Raw genomic sequence first — 23536 nt, 5'->3', positions numbered from 1 at the left:
CCATGAAACTCGACTCCACTCCCATCACCCTGACCCGCTGCGCGAAGACGTTCCGCGGCACGCGCGTGCTCGAACCGCTCGACCTGTCGATCGGCGCGGGCGAGACGCTCGTGCTGCTCGGCCCGTCCGGCTGCGGCAAGACGACCACGCTGCGCCTGATCGCCGGGCTCGACACGCCGGACGCTGGCGGCACGATCCTGTTCGGCGGCGACGACGTGACCCTGCTTCCGATCGAGCGCCGCCAGGTCGGCATGGTGTTTCAGAACTACGCGCTGTTTCCGAACCTGACGGTACGCGGCAACGTCGGCTACGGGCTGAAGATCCGCAAGACCGAGCCGCGCGCGCTGCGCGAACGCGTCGACGAATTGCTCGCGATGATGCGGCTCGACGCGCACGCGGACAAACCCGTCAATCAGCTGTCGGGCGGCCAGCGCCAGCGTGTCGCACTGGCGCGCGCGCTCGCGGTGCGCCCGCGCGTGCTGCTGCTCGACGAGCCGCTGACCGCGCTCGACGCGAAGTTGCGCGACGTGCTGCGCCGCGAGATGAATGCGCTATTGCGCGAACTCGGCGTGACGACCGTGTACGTGACGCACGACCAGGCCGAGGCGATGGAACTCGGCGACCGGATCGTCGTGATGGGCGCGGGCCGCATCGAGCAGATCGGCACGCCGCGCGACATCTATTACCGGCCCGCGAACCGCACGGTCGCGCAGTTCATCGGCACGCTGAACCGGCTTGCAGGACAATGGCGTGAAGGCGCGCTCGTGACAACGGGAGGCTCGATCGTCACGCCGCACGCCGCCGACGAGTGGTTCTTCCGCCCGGAGGACGCGCAGCTTGCCGATCCCGCGCATGCGCCGCTGCGCGGTGCGATCGGCGCGTGCGCGTTCCTCGGTGAGCGCACGCGACTCACGATCGAGCATGCGGCGCCCGACGCGCTCGTGATCGACGTGCCGGGCCGCGTCGAGCTTGCGCGCGGCACGGCGGTCGGCATCGCGATCGCGTCGGAGGGCCTGATCGCACTCGCCGCGTAACACCGCCCCACGATAACCAGACATTCCGAGGAACGACGATGCTGCTTGCTCAAATCAGCGATCTCCATATCAAGCGCCCGGGCCAGCTCGCGTACCGGCGCGTCGACACGGCCGCCGCGCTCGCGCGCTGCATCGCGAAACTGAACGCGCTGGTGCCGCGCCCCGACGCCGTGCTCGTCACGGGCGACCTGACCGACTTCGGCCACGACGACGAATACCGCCATCTGCGCGACCTGCTCGCGCCGCTCGAGATTCCGTACTACCTGATGGTCGGCAATCACGACGATCGCGCGGGGCTGCGCCGCGCGTTCGCCGATCGCCCGGAGCTGCACGAGGGCGAATTCGTGCAATACGCATTCGACGTCGGCGCGGTGCGCGTGCTCGCCCTCGATTCGCAGGTGCCCGGTACGAGCCACGGCGACCTCTGCGACGCGCGGCTCGCGTGGCTCGCCACGCAGCTCGACGCCGCGCGCGACCGGCCGGTGATCGTCGCGCTGCATCATCCGCCGTTCGCGTCCGGGATCGGGCACATGGACGCGCTGCGCCTCGCGCCCGCCGCCGCCGCGCAGCTCGATGCGCTGCTGCGCGGCTATCCGAACGTCGAGCGCGTGCTGTGCGGCCACGTGCACCGTACGATGTTCACGCGTTTCGGCGGCACGCTCGCGTCGGCCGTGCCGGCGCCCGCGCATCAGGTCGCGTTCGACCTGCGCGCGGACGCGCCATCCGCGTTCCGGCTCGAGCCGCCCGCGTTCGCGGTACACGTCCATACGCCGGAAACGGGGATGATGTCCCATCACGTATATGTGGACGAAGGCGACGGGCCCTATCCGTTCTATGAACCGAACGGGGAACTGGTCGACTGACGGCGCGCATCGCGAGCGAATGACGCGGAATGACGCGCGGCGGCCGTCGGTCGGCGCCCGTTGCGGCCGATCGGCACCGACAGCGGCCCGCCGCACCCGGATCGCGCCCGCCCAGCCGCCTGGCCGCGCGCCCGGCAGGATTCACGGTGCTCCGGTATGATCGGCAGCCTTGATCGGCACCCGGCCGCCTGCGCGACCGACGCCGCGCCGCGCGCCACGCCGCCCCATTCCGTTCCGTTGCCGCCATGTCCGCCGCCTCCACCGACCGTCCGACCGACGCCGCCTCGCCCCACTACTCGCGCAGCCTGCTGTTGCTGCTGGCGACGATCGCGGGTGTGTCAGTCGCGAACATCTACTACAACCAGCCACTGCTCGACAGCTTCCGCTCGGCGTTTCCCGACGGCGCGTCGTGGATCGGCACAGTGCCGACCGCGACGCAGCTCGGCTATGCGGCCGGCATGTTCCTGCTCGCGCCGCTCGGCGACCGTTTCGATCGCCGCGGGCTGATCCTGCTGCAGATCGCGGGCTTGTCGATCGCGCTGATCGTCGCCGCCACCGCGCCGTCGCTGGCGGTGCTCGCCGCGGCAAGCCTCGCGATCGGCGTGCTCGCGACGATCGCGCAGCAGGCCGTGCCGTTCGCGGCCGAGATCGCGCCGCCCGCCGAGCGCGGGCATGCGGTCGGCACCGTGATGAGCGGGCTGTTGCTCGGCATCCTGCTGGCGCGCACGGCGGCCGGCTTCGTCGCCGAATATTTCGGGTGGCGGGCGGTGTTCGGTGCGTCCGTCGCGGCGCTCGTCGGGCTGGCCGCGGTGATCGTGCTGCGGCTGCCGCGCAGTTCGCCGACGTCGACGCTGTCGTACGGCAAGCTGCTCGGCTCGATGTGGCATCTGGCCGTCGAGTTGCGCGGGCTGCGCGAGGCGTCGCTGACGGGCGCCGCGCTGTTCGCCGCGTTCAGCGCGTTCTGGCCGGTGCTCACGCTGCTGCTCGCCGGCGCGCCGTTCCATCTCGGCCCACAGGCCGCGGGGCTGTTCGGCATCGTCGGCGCGGCCGGTGCGCTGGCCGCGCCGTACGCGGGCCGTTTCGCGGACACGCGCGGCCCGCGCGCGATCATCTCGCTCGCGATCGCGCTGCTCGCGGCGTCGTTCGTGATTTTCGCGCTGTCGGGGACGAGCCTCGTCGGGCTCGTGATCGGCGTGATCGTGCTGGATGTCGGCGTGCAGGCCGCACAGATCTCGAACCAGTCACGCATCTACGCGCTGAAGCCCGAGGCGCGCAGCCGCGTGAACACCGTGTACATGGTGTGCTACTTCATCGGCGGCGCGCTCGGCTCGTCGGCCGGCGTCGCCGCGTGGCGCGCATTCGGCTGGATCGGCATGTGCACGGCCGGACTGCTGTTTACCGCGCTCGCCGGCTGGTTCCACCATCGCTGCGCACGGCGCGGCTGACCGCTGCCGCGCGCGCCGGCGTCAAGCGTCGGCCCGCGACGCGGCCGGTTCGCCGGCGGGCGGCGGCGTGAATACCTGCGCGGGATCCATGACCGCGACCGGATCCACGACGGCAGCCGGTGCCGGCACCGCAAGCGGTACCGCGGAAGGCGCGAGAATCGGCGCCGGCTCGGGCATCGCGGCCTGAGCCGGTGCGGGCGCCGCACTTGCGGCCGAATCGGTGGCCACGGCCGCCACGGCCGACGACGCATCGGCCGCCGCGCGCGCGGCGGGACGGCGCGCGGGATCGAACAGGAACGACAGCCCCACGCTGCCGAGGATCGCGATCGTCGCGATCACGGTCGCCGTGGTCACGGGCTCGCCGAGCATCAGCGCGCCGAGCGCGACCGCGACGATCGGGTTCACGTACATGCAGCTGCTCGCGATGATCGGGCTCGTGTGGCGAATCAGGTAGCCGTACGCGACGTACGCCGCCATCGTGCAGAACACCATCAGGTACAGGAACGCGAACACCGGCCCCGCCGCGACCTGCTCGATGCGCTCGCCGAGCAGCCAGGCGGCGATCGTCGACATCAGGCCGCCCAGACCGATCTGCAGCGACGTCGACAGGAACAGGTCCGACGGCAGCTTGAGCCGTGTCGACAGATGCGCGCCGCCCGCCCAGAACAGTGCGCCCGCCAGCACGCAGATCGTGCCGAGCGCCGAGTTCGCGGCGGCCGCGCCGCCCGAATTCAGCACGACGATGCCGACCATCCCGAGCGCGACGGCCGCCCACTCTCCCTTCGTTACCGGGCGCCCGGCGACCGCCGCGATCACGGTCGCGAACAGCGGTACCGTGGCGACCATCACCGCGGCCGAGCCGCTGCTGACCGTGCGCATCCCGAGCGCGATCGTGCCGGACGACAGCGCGACGAGCATCGTGCCGACGATCGCCGAGTTGCGGATTTCCAGCAACGTCGGCCATTCGGGCTTGCGCCGCAGCGCGAAGATGAACAGGCCGATCCCGCCGAGCAGGTTGCGCAGCCCCGACAGCAGCAGCGGCGGGAACGACTGCAGCGCGAAATGCAGGCCGCTGTAGGTCGAACCCCAGACGAAATAGATGAATACCAGCGCCAGTGCGACGCGGCCGCCGCGGCTTTGCGGCAGGCGGATCCGGATCGGCAGGCGGGCGAAGAAATCGAGGAGACGGTCGAGCGGGGTCATCGTTCAGCCCGCCCGCACGAGACGCGTTGCGTGCTCCGCTGAAAGACGCCGGAGAGGCCGGCAAACGGCCCTGACGGGACCGGGAAGGCGGAGACGAACGTGCGGGACGACATGGCAGTGCGAACGGCGACGAATAAGAACCGGCAAGCGGCGGCAGGGGGTCAAAAAACGTGCGCGAACGGCTTCGTCCACGCACGCTCGGCATTATGGCATCAAGGATTCGAAAGCATCGTCGGACATGTCTGAAAGGATATCGACTGATGTTTCGACGCGACAATTTTCGGGCCGCGGGACGTGTGAAATCCGGCGCCGGATACGCGCTGCACGGGCGTCGCGGGCGCCCTGCTCCCCCCTTCCCTCGCGTCACGATCGATACCTCGGCCTGATGGCCAGTCATGCGCGTCAGGTATCGCTTCCCGCTTATCGTGACGGTCGGCATGCCCGTCCGGCCGCCGACGTTCCGCTCATTCGATCCGCACACTTCCATACAAAATTTTGTATGATTCCACCATTCTTCCGCCGAAGCCGGTTGTCTTCGCCGGCGGCGCGCTCGACGCACTTCGCGGCTTTCCGCTGCCGGCGCGCCGCGAAGCCGGCCACCAGATCGACCAGGTGCAGCGCGGCCTGGCGCCCGACGACTGGAAACCGATGCGCACAGTCGGCCCCGGCGTGCGGGAAATTCGCCTGCGCGATGCGAGCGGCGCATTCCGGATCATCTACGTCGCGACCTTCGCCGACGCGATCTACGTGCTGCACTGCTTGCGCAAGCAATCGGCGCGCACCCGCAAGGCCGATATCGAGCTGGCCGCCCGGCGCTATCGGGCGCTGATGATGGAGAGGAAACGATGAGCAACGAACGCCATGCGAGCGCCTGGGACGCAATCGAAGACCAGCCGGCCGAGGCCGAGAACATGAAGCTGCGCTCCGAACTGATGATCGCGCTCAAGCAGCGCATCGCGCAGCTCGAACTCAGCCAGGCGCAGGCCGCGAAACGGCTGGGCGTCACGCAGCCGCGCGTGTCCGATCTGCTGCGCGGCAAGATCAACCTGTTCGGGCTCGACGCGCTCGTGAACATGGCGGCGGCCGTCGGCCTGCGCGTCGATCTGCAGGTGCGTGAATCCGCGTAACGCACCGCGCGGCACGACGGCGGGCGCGGGCGGGCGCGCCTCGTCGCTCACGATCCGCCGAACCAGTTGTACCCCTGGTCGACCCAGTAGCCGCCCGGGTAGGTATCGGTCACGAAGATTTCCATGATGTGCTTCGGATTCTTGTAACCGAGCTTGGTCGGCATCCGCAGCTTCATCGGAAAGCCGAATTCCGGCGGCAGGCGACGGCCGTCGTAGTCGAATGCAAGCAGCGTCTGCGGATGCAGCGCGGTCGGCATGTCGATGCTTTCGTAGTAATCGTCCGCGCATTTGAAGCCGACGTATTTCGCGTGCGTATCGGCGCCGGCGCGCGCCAGGAATGCGCCGAACGGCGTGCCGCCCCAGCGGCCGATCGCGCTCCACCCTTCCACGCAGATGTGCCGCGTGATCTGCTCCTCATGCGGCAGCGCATACAGCTCGTCGAGCGTCCACACGCGCTTGCCCGTCACGCGGCCCGACAGCACGAGCCGGTACGTCGCCGCGTCGACGTGCGGCACCTCGTCGATGCCGTAGTACGCGTTGAACGGGAACGGCCGCGTGATGTCGGCTTCGGTATAGGTCGGCGCGAGCCGCTCGCCGCTGAAGAGCCAGGCCTGCACGCGATCGTTCAGCCGCGATACCCGCTCGAGAAACGTGTTGACCGACGCGTCGTCCTGCAGCGTGCAGCCGGTCAGCATCGTCAAGCCGCCGAGCGTCAGGATGCGGCGATTGAAGAGCCGCCGCGACGGCATCTCGAGCGTGCGGCGCACGTCGAGTTCGAGCGACGTGCGATCGAGCGTCCAGCGCGAACGGTCGCGTGTGCTTTCGGATTCCGACATGATGATTTCCTTTTGTCCGCACGCTGCGGGTCAGCGCCCGCGCAGCATCGCGAGCAGCGAGCGCGGCACGCGCAGCGCCATCGCGACGTGCACGACGAAGAATGCGACCAGCAGCGACATCGCCCAGAAATGCACGGCGCGCGCCATGTCGTAGCCGCCGAACAGGTCGCGCAGCAGCGGAAACTGCACGGACTTCCAAATCGTGAGCCCCGACAGCACCAGCACGACGAGATCGGCGATCGCGACCAGGTACGCAGCGCGCTGCACCGCGTTGTAGACGCCGAGGTCGTCATGCGACAGCCGCCCGCGCAGTGCGGCACGCAGGTCGCGCCAGACGGACGCCGGCGTGACCGGCAGCAGCATGCGCGCGAAGCGCCCGGTCGCGATCGACATCGCCAGGTAGAACAGCCCGTTGGCGGCGAGCAGCCACATCGCCGCGAAATGCCATTGCAGCGCACCGCCCAGCCAGCCGCCGAGCGTGATGCCGTGAGGAAACGCGAACGGCGGATAGATCGGCGACGCATCGTAGATGCGCCAGCCGGACAGCGCCATCACGATGGCCGCGAGCGCGTTGAGCCAGTGACTCACGCGCACCCACGGCGGATGGATCGGGCGCGCGGGCGGTGACGCCGCGTCGCGACCGGTGGCGGGAACGGTTTGCATGGTGGAGCCTCAGAGGATGCGGGGATGATGCAAACGCACTCGATGCGAGACGTCGGGCGATGCGATGCACGCACCACCCGACCGGCCCGCCTGCGTCAGTTCGACGGCGCCATTTTGTCGCCCGACATCGCCTTGCCCATCGCGTCGTGCGACATCGCGTCCTTCTTCATCGCATGCTTCTTCATGGCGCCCTTCTTCATCGCGCCGTCCTTCGCCATCGCGTCGTGGCCCATCGCGTCCTTCGACATCGACATGCCGTCCTTCGACATCGCGTCGCTCTGCGCATAAGCGCTCGTGGCAACCATCGCGATAGCGGCGACACAGGCGACCAGGATTCCGTTTTTCATGACATTTCTCCGATACATGGGTTTAAGGAGCCGAATAGACGGACGTGGACGCCGGAAATGACAGCCGTGTTGAAATTTTTTTTAGCCGACGCTTTCGGCCGGAACCGAACGGCCGCGATGCTGCACCGCTTCGCCCCGGCGGGCGCGCTGGCGGCCGGGCGACAGCCGCGCGCACCGCCCGCGATGCTGCGGCTGCACCGCCGCATCGGATCTGCCCCCGGTTGAAACCGCCGCGAAGCCGGTGTATCGTGTGCCCTTGCTAACGCGGGGGTCCTGCAATGCGTTCGGTCAAACAACCGGCATTGCGGGTGAGAAATACCCTTTGAACCTGATCTGGATAATGCCAGCGCAGGGAAGCGTACGGATTTCGCCGCCATCCTTCTGACGAAATCCGCCGCCTCACCAAACCTCGTCTCCTGCTTAGCTCGAGCCCCACATTCGTCAAGGGCTCCGGGCAAGCGCCGAAGCGCGTGTCCGGCGCTCACACAGGAGATTGCATGAACGCCAATCCGAAGTTTCTGTCCGCCGACGCTCATGTCGATGCCGCGGCCGTCGCCCCGCTGCCGAATTCCCGCAAGGTTTATGTAACCGGCTCGCAGCCCGACATCCGCGTACCGATGCGTGAAATCACGCAGGCCGACACGCCGACCGGCTTCGGCGGCGAGAAGAATCCGCCGATCTACGTGTACGACACGTCGGGCCCCTACACCGATCCGGACGCGAAGATCGACATCCGCGCGGGCCTGGCCGCGCTGCGTCAGGGCTGGATCGAAGCGCGCGGCGACACCGAAGTGCTCGGCGGCCTGTCGAGCCAGTACGGCCTCGAGCGCGCGGCCGACCCGGCCACCGCCGACCTGCGGTTCCCGGGCCTGCACCGCAACCCGCGCCGCGCACAGGCCGGCAAGAACGTCACGCAGATGCACTATGCGCGCCAGGGTATCATCACGCCGGAAATGGAATACATCGCGATCCGCGAGAACCAGCGCCGCGCCGAGTACCTCGAGAGCCTGAAGGCGAGCGGCCCGAACGGCGCGAAGCTCGCCGCGATGATGGGCCGCCAGCACCCGGGCCAGGCGTTCGGCGCAGCGGCTTTCGGCGCGAACGCGCCGGCCGAGATCACGCCGGAATTCGTGCGCTCGGAAGTAGCGTGCGGCCGCGCGATCATCCCCGCGAACATCAACCACCCGGAATCCGAGCCGATGATCATCGGCCGCAACTTCCTCGTGAAGATCAACGCGAACATCGGCAACTCGGCCGTCACGTCGTCGATCGGCGAGGAAGTCGACAAGATGACGTGGGCGATCCGCTGGGGCGGCGATACGGTGATGGACCTGTCGACCGGCAAGCACATCCATGAAACGCGCGAGTGGATCATCCGCAACAGCCCGGTGCCGATCGGCACGGTGCCGATCTACCAGGCGCTCGAAAAGGTCAACGGCAAGGCCGAGGACCTGACCTGGGAAATCTTCCGCGACACGCTGATCGAGCAGGCCGAGCAAGGCGTCGACTACTTCACGATCCACGCGGGCGTGCGCCTGCAGTACGTGCCGCTCACCGCGAACCGGATGACCGGCATCGTGTCGCGCGGCGGCTCGATCATGGCGAAGTGGTGCCTCGCGCATCACAAGGAAAGCTTCCTGTACGAACACTTCGAAGAGATCTGCGAGATCATGAAGGCGTACGACGTGAGCTTCTCGCTCGGCGACGGCCTGCGCCCCGGCTCGATCTACGACGCGAACGACGAAGCGCAGCTCGGCGAACTGAAGACGCTCGGCGAACTCACGCAGATCGCGTGGAAGCACGACGTGCAGGTGATGATCGAAGGCCCCGGCCACGTGCCGATGCAGCTGATCAAGGAGAACATGGATCTCCAGCTCGACTGGTGCAAGGAAGCGCCGTTCTACACGCTCGGGCCGCTGACCACCGACATCGCGCCGGGCTACGATCACATCACGTCGGGCATCGGCGCCGCGATGATCGGCTGGTTCGGCACCGCGATGCTGTGCTACGTGACGCCGAAGGAGCACCTCGGGCTGCCGAACAAGGACGACGTGAAGGAAGGGATCATCACGTACAAGCTCGCGGCGCACGCGGCCGACCTCGCCAAGGGTCACCCGGGCGCGCAGGTGCGCGACAACGCGTTGTCGAAGGCGCGCTTCGAGTTCCGCTGGGAAGACCAGTTCAACATCGGCCTCGATCCGGACAAGGCGCGCGAATTCCACGACGAGACGCTGCCGAAGGATTCGGCAAAGGTCGCGCACTTCTGCTCGATGTGCGGCCCGCACTTCTGCTCGATGAAGATCACGCAGGACGTGCGCGAATTCGCGGCGCAGCAGGGCGTGTCGGAAACCGAGGCGCTGAAGAAGGGGATGGAAGTCAAGGCGGTCGAGTTCGTGAAGACCGGTGCCGAGATCTATCATCGTCAGTAAGCGAACGCTGCGGTCCGCCAAACGGATCGCATCGTGACGCGCTGCAGGAAGCCCGCTTTCGAGCGGGCTTTTTTGCGCGCGCGGCCGCATCCCGCATGCCTGCTGGCGCAGGGGAAACAATTGATTACGAAACCGTCCGAGCCTTAACAAGTCCTTACAGCAGCCCCTCGGGGCGGCGGGTAGATTGGGGTTGTGTGTGGCCGTCAGCCGGTCGCGCGTCCTCCATTCACTACCACAAGGACAATGATCATGAGTTACTCGATTCGGCGTTTTGGGGTATGCGCTCTGCTCGTCGCAACGGTGGCAAGCCTGTCGGCATGCGATTCGATGACGCGGCGCCAGCGCGATACGGCCATCGGGGCGGGTGTCGGCGGCGTCGCCGGCGCGGCGATCGGCGGTAACGCGCTGTCGACGCTGGGCGGCGCGGCAGCGGGCGGCATCATCGGCAACCAGGTCGGCAAGTAAGCCGGCCCGGCGCCCGCGTGCCGCACGCTGCGCGGCGCGTTTCGGTTTCGGCCAGACGGCGTTTCCGCGGTGCGGAAGCGCCGTTTTCGCATCTGGCGGTAGCGGTCGCCCGGGCGCTCCGGGGCGATGCCCCGAAATGATCCGTTACCGTTTTGCGCACCGTGTTGCCTCCATGCGGCCTAAGCTTAAGCATCTGCCGATTGCCGGCGCCGCCGGAGAGACATCATGAACAGGACCCTCGTCGCCGCGACGCTCGCGTGCGCGACACTCGCCGGCTGTTATTACCCTTACGGCTACTATCCGTCCGGCTATTACGCGGCGGCGCCGGTACAGCCCGCGCCCGTGTATGTCGACCCCGGCCCCGCGTACTACTATCCGGCCCCTGCATATGCCCCGGCATGGGGGGGTTATTGGGGCCCCGCGCTGTCGCTGAACTTCGGGTTTGGCGGACGCGGCGGCCGGCACCATCATTGAGCGGCCGTGCCGGCCATCCGGCCGGTTCGCGTCGGCGGCAGGCGGAGTTCTCGTTTCTTGTCGTTTCATCCGATCGTGAAACGACGGTGCGGTAACGCGGTGTAAGATTCACCGCATCCCGTCCCCTCGCCCGCCACGCTCGATGTCACCCAAGAACGCCCTTCTGCTGACCGTCCTCGCTGCCCTGTGGGGCGCGTCGTTCCTGTTCATCCGGATCGGCGTTGCCGAATTCGGCGTCGCGCCGCTGATGGCGCTGCGGGTGGGTATCGGCGCGCTGTTCCTGACGGGCCTCGCGCTGACGCGCTTCAAGCCCGCCGACCTCGGCGCGCGGCTGCGCCGGCACGCGTGGCCATTGTTCGTCGTCGGCGTACTGAACTCGGGCGCACCATTCTGCCTGTTCGCCTATGCCGAACTGACGCTGTCCGCCGGCGTGACCTCGGTGATCAATGCGACGACGCCGCTGTGGGGCGCGCTCGTCGCGTACCTGTGGCTGAAGGACAAGCTGTCGCTGCCGCGCGCGCTCGGCCTCGTGATCGGCTTTGCCGGCGTGCTCACGCTCGTGTGGGATCAGATCGCGAACGCGCACGGCAGCACCGGCGCCAGCGCGACCGCACTGGCCGCCGCCGCGGCGCTCGGCGCGACGCTGTTGTACGGCATCGCGGCCAACTATACGAAGCGCAAGCTGAGCGGCGTCGATCCGCTCGTCAACGCGACCGGCAGCATGATCGGCTCGACCGTGCTGCTGCTGCCGTTCGCGATCGCGACGTGGCCGGCGGCGGCCGTCAGCACGCATGCGTGGGGGGCCGTGCTCGCGCTCGGCATCGCCTGTACGGGCATCGCGTATTTCATCTTCTTCTATCTGATCGCGCACGTCGGCCCGGCCCGCGCGATTACCGTGACGTTCGTGATCCCGGTGTTCGGCCTGCTGTGGGGTGCACTGTTCCTCGGCGAACACGTATCGGTCGTGATGATCGAAGGCTGCGCGATCGTGCTCGTCGGCACCGCGCTTGCGACCGGCGTGATCAAGCGGATTCCCGGGCTCCGCCCACGGGGCGGCGAGGCGGCCTGAGCGGCATACGCGGCTCGCTCAGCCGACGACCGCCCGTTGCCCGTTGCCGGCGAAGCGCCGGCCGCCAGCCTTCGGTCTTCGAACGCCGCCCATCGACCGGCGCGTGCCGGAGCATGTCGTTCTTCACCCGATGCCGATGATCGCGCACGGTTGCGCAGCGGCGCCGGCATTCCGCCGCTTTCCGAATTTCTCGCATTCGTCGCACGCAATGCGCGCGACACACGCGGCGCTATCGCCGCGTGGACAGTCGGCGACTGCTGCTGCATGGTGCACGCTCCAGACGGACAGCCCCGCTCGCGCGTCAGTGTAGCGTTTGCGTCTGGAGTTACCCTGATACGCGCACCGCGCTAATCCCGTTACACTCGAAACACTCATCCGCAGAAGGCGGTTACGATGCTCCACGTTCTTTCGCGTCCACCTGCGCGTGCGACGGCTTCGGCGTGGCGGCACGACACCGCCCCCCCGATCGCCGCAGGGCACCGTTGACATGAAGCCCGCCCGCGACATCTCGCTCGATTCCCTGCTCGAACGCCTGACACCGACGCCCAGCGGCTGGATCGCCACGTATCGCGACACGACGCTGCGCAGCGTGTTTCAACCCGTGCTGTCGATCACGCACAAGCGCGTGGTCGGCTATGAAGCGCTGCTGCGCGTCGTGGACGAGAACGGCACGCTGGTGTCGCCGGTCGCGCTGTTCGACAGGACGCGCGCTGCTGCCGATGCGCTGCTGCTCGACCGGCTCGCCCGCTGCCTGCACACGGCCAACTTCGTTGCGCAAGGTATCGGCGACGGCTGGCTGTTCCTGAATGTGACGCCGCGCGTACTCGATTCGGGCCTCGTACAGCGTGAATTCGTCGAGGCACTGTGCCGGCATTTCGCACTGCCGCCGAACCGCATCGTGCTGGAAGTTGTCGAGCAACCGGCGCGCGACGAAGCCGCGCTCGCCCGCACGATCGACATGATCCAGCATCGCGACTTCCTGATCGCGATCGACGACTTCGGCACCGGATTCTCGAATTTCGACCGCGTGTGGCGCACCCGGCCCGATATCGTCAAGCTCGATCGATCGCTCGTCGAGCGCGCGAACTCGTCGGCCGACGATCGCCGCATCATGCATCACCTGGTATCGATGCTCCACCAGGCCGGCGCGATGGTGCTCGCCGAGGGCGTCGAAAGCGACGATGCGCTGCAGGCACTGATGGAGGCCGATATCGATTTCGTCCAGGGCTTCCAGTTCGGCCAGCCCGATGCGTCGATCGCATATGCGAGCGCAGCGGCGCCCGCAATGCTCGACGCCGCGTGGCAACGATTCATCGCGCAGCGGCATACACCGGCGGTCGCCGAGCAGCCGGGCTTCGACGCGATCGAGCGGCTCGTGCTCGCCGGCGCGGCCGCGTTTTCCGCGAGCGGCAATCTGAACGACGCCGCGCAGCGCGTATTCGCGGTGCCGGCCGCGCGCCGCGTGTTCGTGACGGACGAAATCGGCGAACAGTTCCTGCCGTCGATCGGCGCGCGCCCCGACGACGGCCAGGCGAGCGGCGCACGGCTCGCGCCGCTGTTCCCGGAGACGCACAGCAACTGGTCGCGGCGTCCGTACTTCCAGCGCGCGATCGCGGCGCCGGGACGCGTCGCGCTGATGGGCCCGCACTTCTCGCTGACCGAAGGCCGCGACTGCTATACGGCCGCCGTCGCGATTCGCGCGCAAAGTCGCCTCGTCGTGTTCTGCGTCGACTTCGTGCTCGACAGCGCGGGCACCGTGATGCGGTAGCGAGCGCGGGCGGTACGGATCCGCCCGCCGCCCTGGCCGGTTCGGCCTTTCGTCAGTCGATCACCTTGCCTCTTCCCGACTTCACCATGCTGCGCCGCGACTTGTGTTCGAGCCGCCGCTCCTTCGATGCGCGCGTCGGCCGTGTCGCGACACGCGCACGCGGCGTGAACGCGACGCTGCCGATCAACGCATCGAGCCGCGCGAGCGCTGCCTCGCGGTTCTTCTCCTGGGTGCGGTATTCCTGCGACTTGATCACGACGATGCCGTCGCGCGTGATGCGCTGGTCGGACAGCGCGAGGAGCCGCTCCTTGATGACGGGCGGCAGCGACGACGCGCGGATGTCGAAGCGCAGGTGAATCGCGCTCGACACCTTGTTGACGTTCTGCCCGCCGGCGCCCTGGGCGCGCACGGCGGTCCATTCGACTTCGGCCGGATCGAGCGTGTAGCGGATCATCATCGCGACGTCTCCTTGCTTCGCCGCGCGAGCGCCTCGTCGACGCGGGCCGCCAGCCCCGAATCGCGTTGTGTGCGCGTCGCGACCGCCTGCGCCAGCACGCGTCGCGGGCCGATCACCTGCACGCGCGTGCGTGCGCGCGTAACGGCGGTATAGACGAGCTCGCGCGTGAGCACGCGCCCGAACGACGCCGGCAGCACCAGCGCGGCCTCGTCGAATTCGGAGCCCTGCGATTTGTGGACCGTCAGCGCGAACGCCGTTTCGTGCGGCGGCAGCGCGGCCGGCGACACGGCGCGCGCGGTGCCGTCCGCGCGCCGGAACCACACGCGCAGCACGCCGTTCGCGTCCGGCAACGCGATGCCGATGTCTCCATTGAACAGCCCGAACGCATAATCGTTGCGCGTCACCATGATGGGCCGCCCGGTGAACCAGTGTGCGCCGACCGCGAGCGGCACGCGCGCGGCATGTCGCACGTGCGTGGCCACCAGCGCATTGACGTGCTCGGCGCCGCGCGAGCCCGTGCGCGTCGCGCACAGGATCCGGAAGCGGTTGAGCGCATCGAACAAGGGCAGCGGATCGGGCACCGGCTCGGACAACGCGGTGCGCAAGGCATCAAGGTACGCGCCGAACCGATGCGCGAGCCGCACGACCGTCGATGCAGCAAGCGTATCGCCCGCGTCGTCATGAAACGACGCGGCAGCGGTATCGTCCATCGGCAACGCATCGAGCGCGGCCTGCACGTCGCCGCGGCGGATCGCGAGCGACAGGCGGCCGATCGGCGAATCGAGACCGAAACGGTAATTGCGTTCGAGCCATACGACGCAGTCGGCGAGCGGTGCGGGTGCGGGCGACGCGACGGCGATGCCGTCGGCTCGCGTTGCGCTAGTCGACGCAAGCGTCGAACCCGTCGCATCGGCAGGGCCGAACGGTACGAGCTCGACCGCGTCGAGCCACGCGAGTTCGCCGGCCTCGATCCATGCGGGATCGGCTGCCGCGCTGGCGCTATCGATGCCGGTCGGTGCGGGTGCCGCAGGCGGCAACGAAGCGGCCGGCGGCGCGACATCGGCAGCGGACGCCGCTTCGTCCTGCGGGTCGTCGTCGAACAGCGACGCCTGGCGCGTATCCACGTTCCGCCGCGCCGACGGCTTGCGCGCAGCGGTCGCCGACAACGGGGCGGATGCCGGAGCCGGAGCTGGAGCTGGCGCGGCAACCCTCTCGGCCGCCTCGCCGTCCGGCACCGGCAACGCCGCGACGAAAGCCGCTTCGTCGATCCCGAGCGCATCCGCGATGCGCGTGCGTGCGGCGGCGGTAAACGTCGGCCGGGCGCTGAGTTCGGCGAATACCGCGCCGGCCTCGACTGCGGCCAACTGATCCTTGTCGCCGAGCAGCACGAGCCGGGCGCCGGGCGCAAGCGCATCGAGCAGATGCGCGGCGAGCGCGACGTCGATCATCGACGCCTCGTCGACGACGATCAGGTCGTACGGCAACGGATTGTCGCGATGATGGCGGAAGCCCGCCGCTCCGCCGCCGCCCAGTAGGCGATGCAGCGTGTACGACGTATCGGGCAGGCGCGCGGCAAGTTCCGGCGGCAGGTCGCCCGCCCGCGCATGCAGCGCTTCCTGCATCCGCTGCGCGGCCTTGCCGGTCGGTGCCGCCAGCGCGATGCGCAGCCCCGGATGCGCATCGAGCAGACAAGCCAGCACGCCCACGACGGTCGTCGTCTTGCCGGTGCCTGGGCCGCCGCTGACGATCGTCACGCGTCCGGTCAGCGCAACGATCGCCGCGACGCGCTGCCAGTCCACTTCGCCCGTCGCGGGCCCGAAATAACGCGCGAGACTGTCGCGCAACCGGTCGGGCGACAGCGCGTCGCCTGGCACGGTGACGCCGGCCTGCGCGACGAGCGCATCGGCGAGCCTCCGTTCGTAGTCGAAATAGCGCGACAGATACAGATGGTCGTGCCGGTCAACGATCAGCGGCCGCTCGTCGCCGCGCGCGAGCGTGCCGAACGCCACCACGCCGCTCGCGGCAAGCGCGGCGCGCACGTCGTCGACCGGTTCTTCGTAGCGCTGCGCGAGCGCGCCGAGCGACACGCACACATGACCGCCCGCGGTCGCCCGGCTCGTCGCGAACGCGGCACGCGCCGCCCAGCGCGCGGCCGCGGCCGGCGCACCCGCGCGGCGCGACAGGTCGCCGATGCGCCGCGCGAATCCTTCCGCGAGCGCGATGCCGAAATCCGCGGGCTCGGGCAGGCGTGCGACGAGGCCGCCGGTGAATTCGAGCGTATCGTCGGACGCATTCATGCGCGGCCCCCTTCCATCATCCGGTCGAGTGCGTCGACGAGTTCGCGCTCGGGCCGCCGCGCATGCACGCCGGCCGGTTCGCCACCGCTGCGCCAGCCCGGGCGCACGCCGCGAACGAACAGGTACAGGTAGCCCGCCATATGCGTGTCGTAGTCGTAGTCCGGCAGCCGCCCGCGCAGATAACGATGCAGCGCAACCGTATAGAGCAGCGCCTGCAGGTGATACGCGTGATCGGCCATCGCGACGTCGAGCGCGCGCGGGCCGTAGGCATCCGGCGTATTGCCGAGATGGTTCGACTTCCAGTCGACGATCCAGAACCGGCCGTCGTGTTCGACGATCATGTCGATGAAACCCTTGATGAAGCCGGCGAGCATGCCCGTGTCGAGCGCAACGTCAGGATAACCGTGCGCGACCAGCAGCCGGCGCAGCGCGCCCAACTCGAGCGACGGCGCCGGGAACAGGAAACCCATTTCATCGAGCCGCTTGGCGGGATCGAGATCCGCCAACCGCATGCCCGGCACGAGTTCCGTACGCACGACATCGTCAACGAGCCGCGCCATCATCGCCGGCAGGCGCGTCGCGAGCTCGGGCTCGGCCTCGACCGGCCGGTCATGCAGCGCGCCGAGCGCGGCCTGGCGCCATGAATCGGGCTCCGTGAAGCGGCTGAGTTCGAACAAGCGGTGCAGGCACTCGCCTGCTGCAGCGCCGCGCGGAAACACGAGGATGTCGTCGTCCGGAGGCTCGGCGGCGACCGTGTCGGCCAGGACGGCCGCGCCGTCCGGTGCCACGGCGGCAAGCGCATCGTGATCGGGCCGCAGTTCGTCGTCCGGCACGAGCGCGACGCCCGCTTCCTCGCGCGCCATCGACGCCGTCAGCGAACTGAAGCTCGCCATCCGCCACGCGTCGCGCAACACGCGCGTCGCATGGCGTGCCGCGAGCGTCTGCGATGCATCGTGGCCGGCCGCGAGCCGTTCGCGACGCGCCGGCATCGGCAATGGTGCAACGCTCACGGGGCCACCGGCCAGCGCTTGCCACGCAGCGTCGAGCACCGCTTCGTCGGGCGGCTCGTCGAGCCACGCGTCGAACGACTGGCCGGCGCCGGCCACGAGCCAGTTCAGCACGCTGCGCCGCGCCTCGCGGGTCGAGCGCGACGACAGATAAGGCCCGGCGACGAGATAGCACCGATAGACCGCGCGCGTGAGCGCCACGTAGACGAGCCGCGCGCGTTCCGCCGCCTGCTCGCGCAGCGCCTGGCGCGTGGCATGCGCGGCGGCTTCGTCGTCGCACCCGTAATGCAGCACGGCGTCGCCCACGTCGTCGTGATACTCGCGCGCGTCCGGCAACCCCGACGCGGGCGGCTCGCGCAGCCCGCCGTCGTTCAGGAACGGACAGAACACGACCGCGTATTCGAGACCCTTCGACTTGTGCACGGTCACGATCTGCACGAGGTTGCGATCGGACTCGAGACGCAGCTGCGCTTCCTCGCCGCCGCCGTCGAGCCGTTGCGCGGCAAGCCAACGCAGCGTCGGCGCGATGCCCGGCTGCGCGGACGCGCGCGCCTGCGTCAGTTCGGCCAGATGGTTGAGGTCGGTTACGCGGCGCTCGCCGTCCGCGCCGGCCATCAGCCGCTCGGCGATGCGCAGCTCGCGCGTGAACGTACGCCACATCACCGCGAAGCCGCGTTCGCGCCACAACAGCCGATAGCGTGAGAAGCGCTCGACCCAGCTCATCGCGTCCGCGCTGTCCGCCGCTTCGCGCGATGCGTCGCCGTCGCCCTGCTCCATCCGCCACAACGCACCCGCATCGAGGCCGAACCAGTCGGCTGCCAGCGCCGCGCGCAGGCGCCGCAGGTCGCCCGGCGCATCGATCGCCGCCAGCACACGCTCGAGCTGCTCCGCATCCCCGGTCGAAAACACCGACGCCTGCGCGAGCTCGACGCTGCCGATGCCCCACGTGGCGAGCACGCGCTTCACGAGACTGCCCTGCCGGTGCGTCTGCACCAGCACCGCGATGTCGCCCGGCGACAGCGGCGTATCGCCGAGCCGCACATACCCTTCGCGCGCGCCGCGCATCAGCCGGGCAATCTCGGCCGCGCATGCCTGCGCGGCCTGCGCCTGCGCGTCGCGCTTGAGCAGCATGCCGTCGCCGCCTGGCAGCGCCCAGATCCGGAAATCGCCGCATGGGCCAGGATCGGTTTCGTCGACGAACGGAGCACGCACGCGCGTGCCGGCTCGCACCGCGTAATAGTCGAGCCCGTCGAGCACGAACGCGCGCGGGTTCGACATGAAGAAGCGGTTGCACGCGTCGACGATCGCCGGCGTCGAGCGCTGGTTGACCGCGAGCGTATAGCACGCGCTCGCGCTTGCCCGTGCAGCGAGATAGGTATGCAAATCCGCCGCGCGGAAGCTGTAGATCGCCTGCTTCGGATCACCGACGAGAAAGAGCGGCCCGCCCGGCGCGAAGATCCGGTCGAAGATCGCGAACTGCAGCGGATCGGTATCCTGGAATTCGTCGATCAGCGCGGCCGGATAACGCGCGCGCAGCGTCTCGGCGAGCCACGGGTGCGCGTGTAGCGCGTGATACAGGTTCGCGAGCAGGTCGTCGAACGACACGACGCGGCGCGTACGCTTGCGTTCGGCCAGCTCGCCTGGCGCGGTGTCGAGCCAGTCGGCGATCAGCGCGAGCCAGCGCGCGCGCTGCGCGGCCTCGGCCGCGGCCACCGCCGCTTCGAGCGCGTCGGCCACGTCGAAGAACGCGTGCTCGGGGGTCGCGCCGCCTTTTTTCGTTGCCTTCACGAGCGCGGCGCGCGTGAGCTTGAGCGCCGCCTTCGGCAGCGCAGCCGTCGCATCGCCCTGCGCGAAATGCGCGGCCCACGCGCCGAGCGCATCGGCCACCGCGTCGGGCTTGTGCGAGCGCTGGTTGAGCGCGGGCTGTGCGGTACGTAGCAACGCGTCGATCGCATCGCGCTCGCCGGCCCACATCCGCGCGGCCGCTTCGAAGCACGCAATCGCAGCAGCCTCGGCCGATTCGTCCGGTTCGGCCACACCATCCCAACGCAGCGCGGCGAGCGGCTTCTTCAGCCGGCGCGCGAGCTGCGCGTCGAGCGCGGCCGGGCCTGCGCCCGAATCGACGAGCCATGTTGCAAAGCCGGGCCAGCGTGCGGCCATCGGTTCGACGCGCGTGCGCCAGAAGTCCGCCGCGAGCTCGAAACGCAGCGCCGCATCGTCGGTCTGCATGTCGAATGCGAACGGCATCGCGGCCGCGAACGGTGCCTCCTGCAGCGCGCGCTGGCAGAACGCGTGGATCGTATGGATCGCGGCCTGGTCAAACGCGCGCAGCGCGCGCCGGATCCGCTTCGCCGCAGTCTCGGGGTCGAGCAAGCCGGCTTCACCGAGCGTCGTCTCGAGCAGACGCGCGACGAATGGATCGCCGCCATCGTCGCCGGTATCGAGCGCATGCGCAAGCTGCGCGAGCCGACCGCGAATACGCTCATGCAGCTCGGCCGTCGCCGCCTTCGTGAAGGTCACGACGAGGATTTCGTCCGCGCCGAGATCCTTTTCGAGCAGCAGGCGCACGTACAGCGCGCAGATGTTCCACGTCTTGCCGGTACCAGCCGATGCCTCGATCTGGTTGACGCCGTCGAGCGGGCACGCGAATACGTCGAGTTCGAGCGCCGCCTGCGGCTGGGATGCGGCGCTCATGCGACCTCCTTCAGGTGTTCCAGCATCGGCTCGAATACGAGCCGTGCGAGTGTGCCGAATGGCTCGTCGAGCGACGGATGTGCGCCGCGCCATGCAATCGCGATGGCCGGATCGTCGGCTTCGCTCACCACGCGCTCGTTGATCCACACGCTCGCGGCCTTCGCCTCGCCGTCGGAAATGCGCGCCCATGCGCTGCGCGGGAAAAACCGCAGCGGCATGCGCCGCCCCGCGCGAAACAGCGCGGCGAGCGGCGCGAGACGCTCGAGCGGTGCGGCGACCGGCGTGAGTTCGAAGGCACCGCCGCTGCCGAACCACAGCGTGCGGCGCGGGCCGCCGGGCTCCACCGCGCAGTAGACGACGTGCGCAAGCCAGGCAGACAGGTAGTCACGCGCGCTCGGCCGTGCATAGCGATAGATGATCTGGCCCGCCGGCGTCAGCCGGTTCAGCGTACCGTACAGTTCGAGCGGTGCACTCACCGCATCGGCCGACAGCATCGCGTCATCTGCGCCGAACAGCGCCTGGTCGGTGTCGGGCCATGCGGGCGCGATCGAGAGCGTGAACGGCCGCCGTTCCATGCCGCCGGCCAGCGCACGGCGCACGTTCGACGCAAGCTGCGTCATCGAGCCGAGCGCCTGGTCCCGCCAGACAGCGCCCGTCGCGCCGCCGGGCAATTCCGGGCTGGCGTCCGCGATGCGCAGCGCATGATCGTGCACGCCGCCTTCATCCGATTCGATCAGGAGCGGCAGCACGCGCTCGGCGAGCGCGTCGCTGCCAGCGAAATCGAGTGCGAACGGCTCCGTGTCGAGCAGTTCGGCCTGCGCATCGGACAACACGATGCCGAGCCGCGCGCGCAGCAGCGCGCGGGCCGGATGCCGCCAGAAACGGTCGAATTCGCTGAACGCGACGGGCTCGACCGGCTCGGCCGGCAGCGGCTGCGCGAAGAACGGCTGCTCGCGCGTCGCATCGCGCGCGGCTTCGGCCGCCAGCAGCGACGCGAGCGTCGCGCGTTCGGCATCGTAGGAAACCAGTTCGCTGCCGTGCCGGAAATACTCGGCCGCGAACGGTTGCAGCGGATGCTCGACGATGAACCCGCGCCGCGCGGCATCGACCGCATCTGGCGCTGCGTCCGCGCCGGCCGTGACGAGCGCGAGATGGTCGAGCAGTTCGTCGACGAGCGCCGCGGGCGGCAACGGCGCGTTGTCGCGAATGCTGCGCCCCGTATACGCAATCATCAGCCGATCGCGCGCGGCGAGCAGCAGGTCGAGGAACAGGTTGCGCTCGTCGTCGCGGCGCTGCCGGTCGCCGAGCTTCGGCAGGACGGCCATCAGGTCGAACTCGTCCGCGCGCGCGAGGCTCGGCAGCACGCCGTCGTCCATCCCGAGCAGGCAGACGACGCGGTACGGCAACCCGCGCAAGCTCGTCAGCGACGAGAACGTGACGCCGCCCCACGGCACCCCGCCGCGCGCCGGATCGTCGAGCGCGGCTGCCAGCCCAGCGCGCACGACGGCCGCGGGCAAGGCCTCGTCGGGCGCGCCTTCCGTCATTGCGGCAAGCATCGCGTCGAGCGCGTCGCGCACGCCTGCGAGTGCATCGGCATACGCGGCGCCGGAGTCGAAGAACCGCGCGAGCGTATCGGCAAACAGTTCGCTCCATGCGCGCGGCGTGTGCGCGTCGGCAAGCCGCCGCGCGAAGCCGTCGAGATCGTCGGTGAAGCGCGCGAGCCGGCCGAGCAGTTCGGCCTCGCTGCCGGTGGCCGCCTCGATCGGCAGCCATGCACCGACCGGTGCGGCGCCTTCGGGCATCGCATAGCCGAGGAAGAGCCGCGCGAGCGCATCGGAGAACGTATGGCGCGGCGCGGGCACCGCCACATCGTCGCTCGCCATCGGCGACAGCCCGCGCCGCGCGCCGGCGGCCGCGAGCCAGGTCTGAACCGTCTCGAGCGCGGCTGCGTCGATGCCGTAACGGGCCGCCACCGCGTCGACGCGCAACCATTCGACCAGCTCCGGTGCGCCGACCTGCCGTTCCGGCAGCGCGAGCCATTCGAGCAGCACGCGCGCGACCGGGTTCGCCTGCGACGGCGGCAGGCCGGTGATCCGGTAGGGCACGCGCGCGCCGCCGGCGCCGGCCGTGCCGAACACCGCATCGATCAGCGGCCCGGCCGCCGCGAGATCGGCTACCGCCACCAGCACGTCGGACGGCTGCAGCGTCGCATCGGCATCGAACCACGCGAGCAGGCGGTCGTGCAGCACCTCGAGCTGGCGCGCGAGGCTGTGGCACACGTGCACCTCGATCCCGCGCTCGGCCGGCGCGTCGCCGAGGTCGGCTTCCGGCTGCAGGTCGAGGATCGCGTTCTGCACGCGCGCGAGCCAGGTCGGTGCGGGATTTCCGACGAAACGCGACGCGTCGCCCGACGCAGCGCTTTCAGTCAGTTCGTGCAGCATGTGCAGCTGCGCCTGCGTCTGCCGGCCCCACTCCGCGAGCAGCGGATGGCCGACTTCCTGGTAGTCGAGCCGGCCGGCTGCATCGAGCGCTTCCGCATGTGCGGCCGTGACGATGTCGAACCAGAATTCGCGGCACGGATTGAGCGCATAGACGCGCACGTCGATCCAGCGCGACAGCTCGCGCAGCAGCGCAACGTGCAGCGGTGGCATCGTCGGCAGCGCGAACACGCTGACCGATTCCGGCCAATCGGCGCGCGCGACGGTCTCGGGATCGAGGTTGCGCGCCTCCACGAGGAAGCGATGCGCGGGCGGCGTGCCGCTGTCGCTCAGTTCCGCGAGCAGCGCGCGCCACAGCGCGGCCTGCCAGTGTTCGTCGTCGCGCGCGGCATCGCTGATCCCGCGCGGCGCGGCGCCGCCCGCAAGCACCGACTCGCCGGCCTGCCAAGCTGCCAGCCATTCGGGCCGATAGGTCAGGTAGTGATCGAGCACAGCCGCGACGCGCTGCGCGAGCTCGTAGCGCATCGCGTCGTCGGATGCGGACAGATACGCGGCCAGCCGGGGCGACGCGAGCCACGGCGCGCCGCCCGCGGCCTGCGCGAACAACCGGTAGCAGCGCCACACGAGGCGATCGGGTGCGAACGGCGAACGCGCAGGCACCGCCAGCACGCGGCCGATCTGCGCCCACAGCCATTGCGCGAGATACGTGAACTCGACGTTCGCGCACACGCCGTGGCGCGCGGCGATGTCGAGCTCGAGACGGCGGCGCAGCGCCGCGCTCGGCACGATGACCTGTTGTGGCGCCCACGGGCCGTTGCGGGCCGGGAACGCGGCCAGGTCCTCGAGCAGCGCGTCGGCCAGCGTTTCGTGACGGTTCGAATAGAAGAGATGGAGCATGAAACGGGTATCAAAGCCTCGCG

The 23536-nt window shown here is 69.4% G+C and carries 18 protein-coding genes and 1 riboswitch; of the genes, 10 read left to right on the top strand and 8 right to left on the bottom strand.

Features of this window, described 5'->3' with window-relative positions:
• Positions 1-2 precede the first annotated feature (2 nt).
• The 3 genes from AC1Z3W_RS24515 (at position 3) to AC1Z3W_RS24505 (ending at position 3342) form a co-directional block, all read left to right on the top strand.
• Positions 3-1034: an ABC transporter ATP-binding protein gene (locus AC1Z3W_RS24515; RefSeq protein WP_483508597.1), complete on the top strand. Its 1032-nt coding sequence runs from the start codon at positions 3-5 to the stop codon at positions 1032-1034.
• Positions 1035-1072: 38 nt separating this feature from the next.
• A complete protein-coding gene (locus tag AC1Z3W_RS24510; RefSeq protein WP_124833367.1) occupies positions 1073-1897 on the top strand; it encodes a phosphodiesterase in 825 nt (274 codons plus the stop codon).
• 245 nt (positions 1898-2142) lie between these two features.
• Entirely contained in the window at positions 2143-3342 is a 1200-nt protein-coding gene (locus AC1Z3W_RS24505; protein WP_483508596.1) for an MFS transporter, read from the top strand.
• Between the two features lie 21 nt (positions 3343-3363).
• Here AC1Z3W_RS24505 and AC1Z3W_RS24500 read toward each other — a convergent pair whose 3' ends face one another.
• The gene (locus tag AC1Z3W_RS24500) at positions 3364-4545 is read right to left on the bottom strand and encodes an EamA family transporter (protein WP_483508595.1); all 1182 of its coding nucleotides are present in this window, start codon (positions 4543-4545) and stop codon (positions 3364-3366) included.
• A gap of 495 nt (positions 4546-5040) precedes the next feature.
• Between AC1Z3W_RS24500 and AC1Z3W_RS24495 the strand changes: the two genes are divergently transcribed.
• Together AC1Z3W_RS24495 and AC1Z3W_RS24490 are read left to right on the top strand one after the other, a co-directional pair.
• On the top strand, positions 5041-5394 hold the full coding sequence (locus AC1Z3W_RS24495) for a type II toxin-antitoxin system RelE/ParE family toxin (RefSeq protein ID WP_175826023.1): 354 nt from the start codon (positions 5041-5043) through the stop codon (positions 5392-5394).
• Positions 5391-5672 (top strand): helix-turn-helix domain-containing protein, encoded by a 282-nt coding sequence (locus AC1Z3W_RS24490; RefSeq protein WP_483508594.1) that lies wholly within the window; start codon positions 5391-5393, stop codon positions 5670-5672. Before AC1Z3W_RS24495 ends, AC1Z3W_RS24490 begins: the two co-directional genes overlap by 4 nt.
• Before the next feature lie 47 nt (positions 5673-5719).
• Here AC1Z3W_RS24490 and AC1Z3W_RS24485 read toward each other — a convergent pair whose 3' ends face one another.
• From AC1Z3W_RS24485 to AC1Z3W_RS24475, 3 genes are all read right to left on the bottom strand, one after another.
• The gene (locus AC1Z3W_RS24485) at positions 5720-6508 is read right to left on the bottom strand and encodes a molybdopterin-dependent oxidoreductase (protein WP_124833371.1); all 789 of its coding nucleotides are present in this window, start codon (positions 6506-6508) and stop codon (positions 5720-5722) included.
• A 30-nt stretch (positions 6509-6538) separates the two neighbouring features.
• Positions 6539-7171, bottom strand: coding sequence for a cytochrome b/b6 domain-containing protein (locus AC1Z3W_RS24480; protein WP_057927843.1), 633 nt, complete (start codon positions 7169-7171; stop codon positions 6539-6541).
• Between the two features lie 95 nt (positions 7172-7266).
• Positions 7267-7518: a pentapeptide MXKDX repeat protein gene (locus tag AC1Z3W_RS24475; protein WP_175826022.1), complete on the bottom strand. Its 252-nt coding sequence runs from the start codon at positions 7516-7518 to the stop codon at positions 7267-7269.
• Between the two features lie 256 nt (positions 7519-7774).
• A riboswitch (TPP riboswitch) is annotated at positions 7775-7891 on the top strand.
• Between the two features lie 124 nt (positions 7892-8015).
• On the opposite strand from AC1Z3W_RS24475, the gene thiC reads away from it, so the two are divergent.
• The 5 genes from thiC (at position 8016) to AC1Z3W_RS24450 (ending at position 13723) form a co-directional block, all read left to right on the top strand.
• Positions 8016-9947 (top strand): phosphomethylpyrimidine synthase ThiC, encoded by a 1932-nt coding sequence (gene thiC / locus AC1Z3W_RS24470; RefSeq protein ID WP_048024440.1) that lies wholly within the window; start codon positions 8016-8018, stop codon positions 9945-9947.
• Positions 9948-10196: 249 nt separating this feature from the next.
• A complete protein-coding gene (locus AC1Z3W_RS24465; RefSeq protein ID WP_057927920.1) occupies positions 10197-10412 on the top strand; it encodes a glycine zipper 2TM domain-containing protein in 216 nt (71 codons plus the stop codon).
• Between the two features lie 225 nt (positions 10413-10637).
• Positions 10638-10886 carry a hypothetical protein gene (locus AC1Z3W_RS24460; RefSeq protein WP_057927841.1) on the top strand — a complete coding sequence of 83 codons (249 nt, stop codon included), beginning with the start codon at positions 10638-10640 and terminating at the stop codon, positions 10884-10886.
• A gap of 142 nt (positions 10887-11028) precedes the next feature.
• A complete protein-coding gene (locus AC1Z3W_RS24455; RefSeq protein WP_057927840.1) occupies positions 11029-11955 on the top strand; it encodes a DMT family transporter in 927 nt (308 codons plus the stop codon).
• A 487-nt stretch (positions 11956-12442) separates the two neighbouring features.
• Entirely contained in the window at positions 12443-13723 is a 1281-nt protein-coding gene (locus tag AC1Z3W_RS24450) for an EAL domain-containing protein (protein WP_124833373.1), read from the top strand.
• 52 nt (positions 13724-13775) lie between these two features.
• Here the strand turns inward: AC1Z3W_RS24450 and arfB are convergent, their stop codons facing one another.
• From arfB to recC, 4 genes are read right to left on the bottom strand one after another with little or no spacing between them, the layout of a single operon-like run.
• A complete protein-coding gene (gene arfB, locus AC1Z3W_RS24445) occupies positions 13776-14180 on the bottom strand; it encodes an alternative ribosome rescue aminoacyl-tRNA hydrolase ArfB (RefSeq protein WP_059449423.1) in 405 nt (134 codons plus the stop codon).
• A complete protein-coding gene (locus AC1Z3W_RS24440) occupies positions 14177-16477 on the bottom strand; it encodes an AAA family ATPase (protein WP_483508591.1) in 2301 nt (766 codons plus the stop codon). Before AC1Z3W_RS24440 ends, arfB begins: the two co-directional genes overlap by 4 nt.
• Entirely contained in the window at positions 16474-20178 is a 3705-nt protein-coding gene (recB, locus tag AC1Z3W_RS24435; protein ID WP_483508589.1) for an exodeoxyribonuclease V subunit beta, read from the bottom strand. Before recB ends, AC1Z3W_RS24440 begins: the two co-directional genes overlap by 4 nt.
• Positions 20175-23513 carry an exodeoxyribonuclease V subunit gamma gene (gene recC / locus AC1Z3W_RS24430; RefSeq protein ID WP_483508588.1) on the bottom strand — a complete coding sequence of 1113 codons (3339 nt, stop codon included), beginning with the start codon at positions 23511-23513 and terminating at the stop codon, positions 20175-20177. The genes recB and recC overlap by 4 nt, the downstream gene beginning before the upstream one ends.
• Positions 23514-23536: the final 23 nt, after the last annotated feature.

Source organism: Burkholderia sp. 10_S31 (assembly GCF_056930375.1).
Note: the sequence above shows the minus strand (reverse complement) of the source record. Positions and strands in the feature narration are given on the sequence as shown.

Excerpts from the sequence above, each read along its gene's own strand:
- AC1Z3W_RS24515 (WP_483508597.1), top strand. The coding sequence starts at position 3 with ATGAAACTCGACTCCACTCCCATCACCCTGACCCGCTGCGCGAAGACG.
- AC1Z3W_RS24510 (WP_124833367.1), top strand. The coding sequence starts at position 1,073 with ATGCTGCTTGCTCAAATCAGCGATCTCCATATCAAGCGCCCGGGCCAG.
- AC1Z3W_RS24505 (WP_483508596.1), top strand. The coding sequence starts at position 2,143 with ATGTCCGCCGCCTCCACCGACCGTCCGACCGACGCCGCCTCGCCCCAC.
- AC1Z3W_RS24500 (WP_483508595.1), bottom strand. The coding sequence starts at position 4,545 with ATGACCCCGCTCGACCGTCTCCTCGATTTCTTCGCCCGCCTGCCGATC.
- AC1Z3W_RS24490 (WP_483508594.1), top strand. The coding sequence starts at position 5,391 with ATGAGCAACGAACGCCATGCGAGCGCCTGGGACGCAATCGAAGACCAG.
- AC1Z3W_RS24485 (WP_124833371.1), bottom strand. The coding sequence starts at position 6,508 with ATGTCGGAATCCGAAAGCACACGCGACCGTTCGCGCTGGACGCTCGAT.
- AC1Z3W_RS24480 (WP_057927843.1), bottom strand. The coding sequence starts at position 7,171 with ATGCAAACCGTTCCCGCCACCGGTCGCGACGCGGCGTCACCGCCCGCG.
- AC1Z3W_RS24475 (WP_175826022.1), bottom strand. The coding sequence starts at position 7,518 with ATGAAAAACGGAATCCTGGTCGCCTGTGTCGCCGCTATCGCGATGGTT.
- thiC (WP_048024440.1), top strand. The coding sequence starts at position 8,016 with ATGAACGCCAATCCGAAGTTTCTGTCCGCCGACGCTCATGTCGATGCC.
- AC1Z3W_RS24465 (WP_057927920.1), top strand. The coding sequence starts at position 10,197 with ATGAGTTACTCGATTCGGCGTTTTGGGGTATGCGCTCTGCTCGTCGCA.
- AC1Z3W_RS24460 (WP_057927841.1), top strand. The coding sequence starts at position 10,638 with ATGAACAGGACCCTCGTCGCCGCGACGCTCGCGTGCGCGACACTCGCC.
- AC1Z3W_RS24455 (WP_057927840.1), top strand. The coding sequence starts at position 11,029 with ATGTCACCCAAGAACGCCCTTCTGCTGACCGTCCTCGCTGCCCTGTGG.
- AC1Z3W_RS24450 (WP_124833373.1), top strand. The coding sequence starts at position 12,443 with ATGAAGCCCGCCCGCGACATCTCGCTCGATTCCCTGCTCGAACGCCTG.
- arfB (WP_059449423.1), bottom strand. The coding sequence starts at position 14,180 with ATGATGATCCGCTACACGCTCGATCCGGCCGAAGTCGAATGGACCGCC.
- AC1Z3W_RS24440 (WP_483508591.1), bottom strand. The coding sequence starts at position 16,477 with ATGAATGCGTCCGACGATACGCTCGAATTCACCGGCGGCCTCGTCGCA.
- recB (WP_483508589.1), bottom strand. The coding sequence starts at position 20,178 with ATGAGCGCCGCATCCCAGCCGCAGGCGGCGCTCGAACTCGACGTATTC.
- recC (WP_483508588.1), bottom strand. The coding sequence starts at position 23,513 with ATGCTCCATCTCTTCTATTCGAACCGTCACGAAACGCTGGCCGACGCG.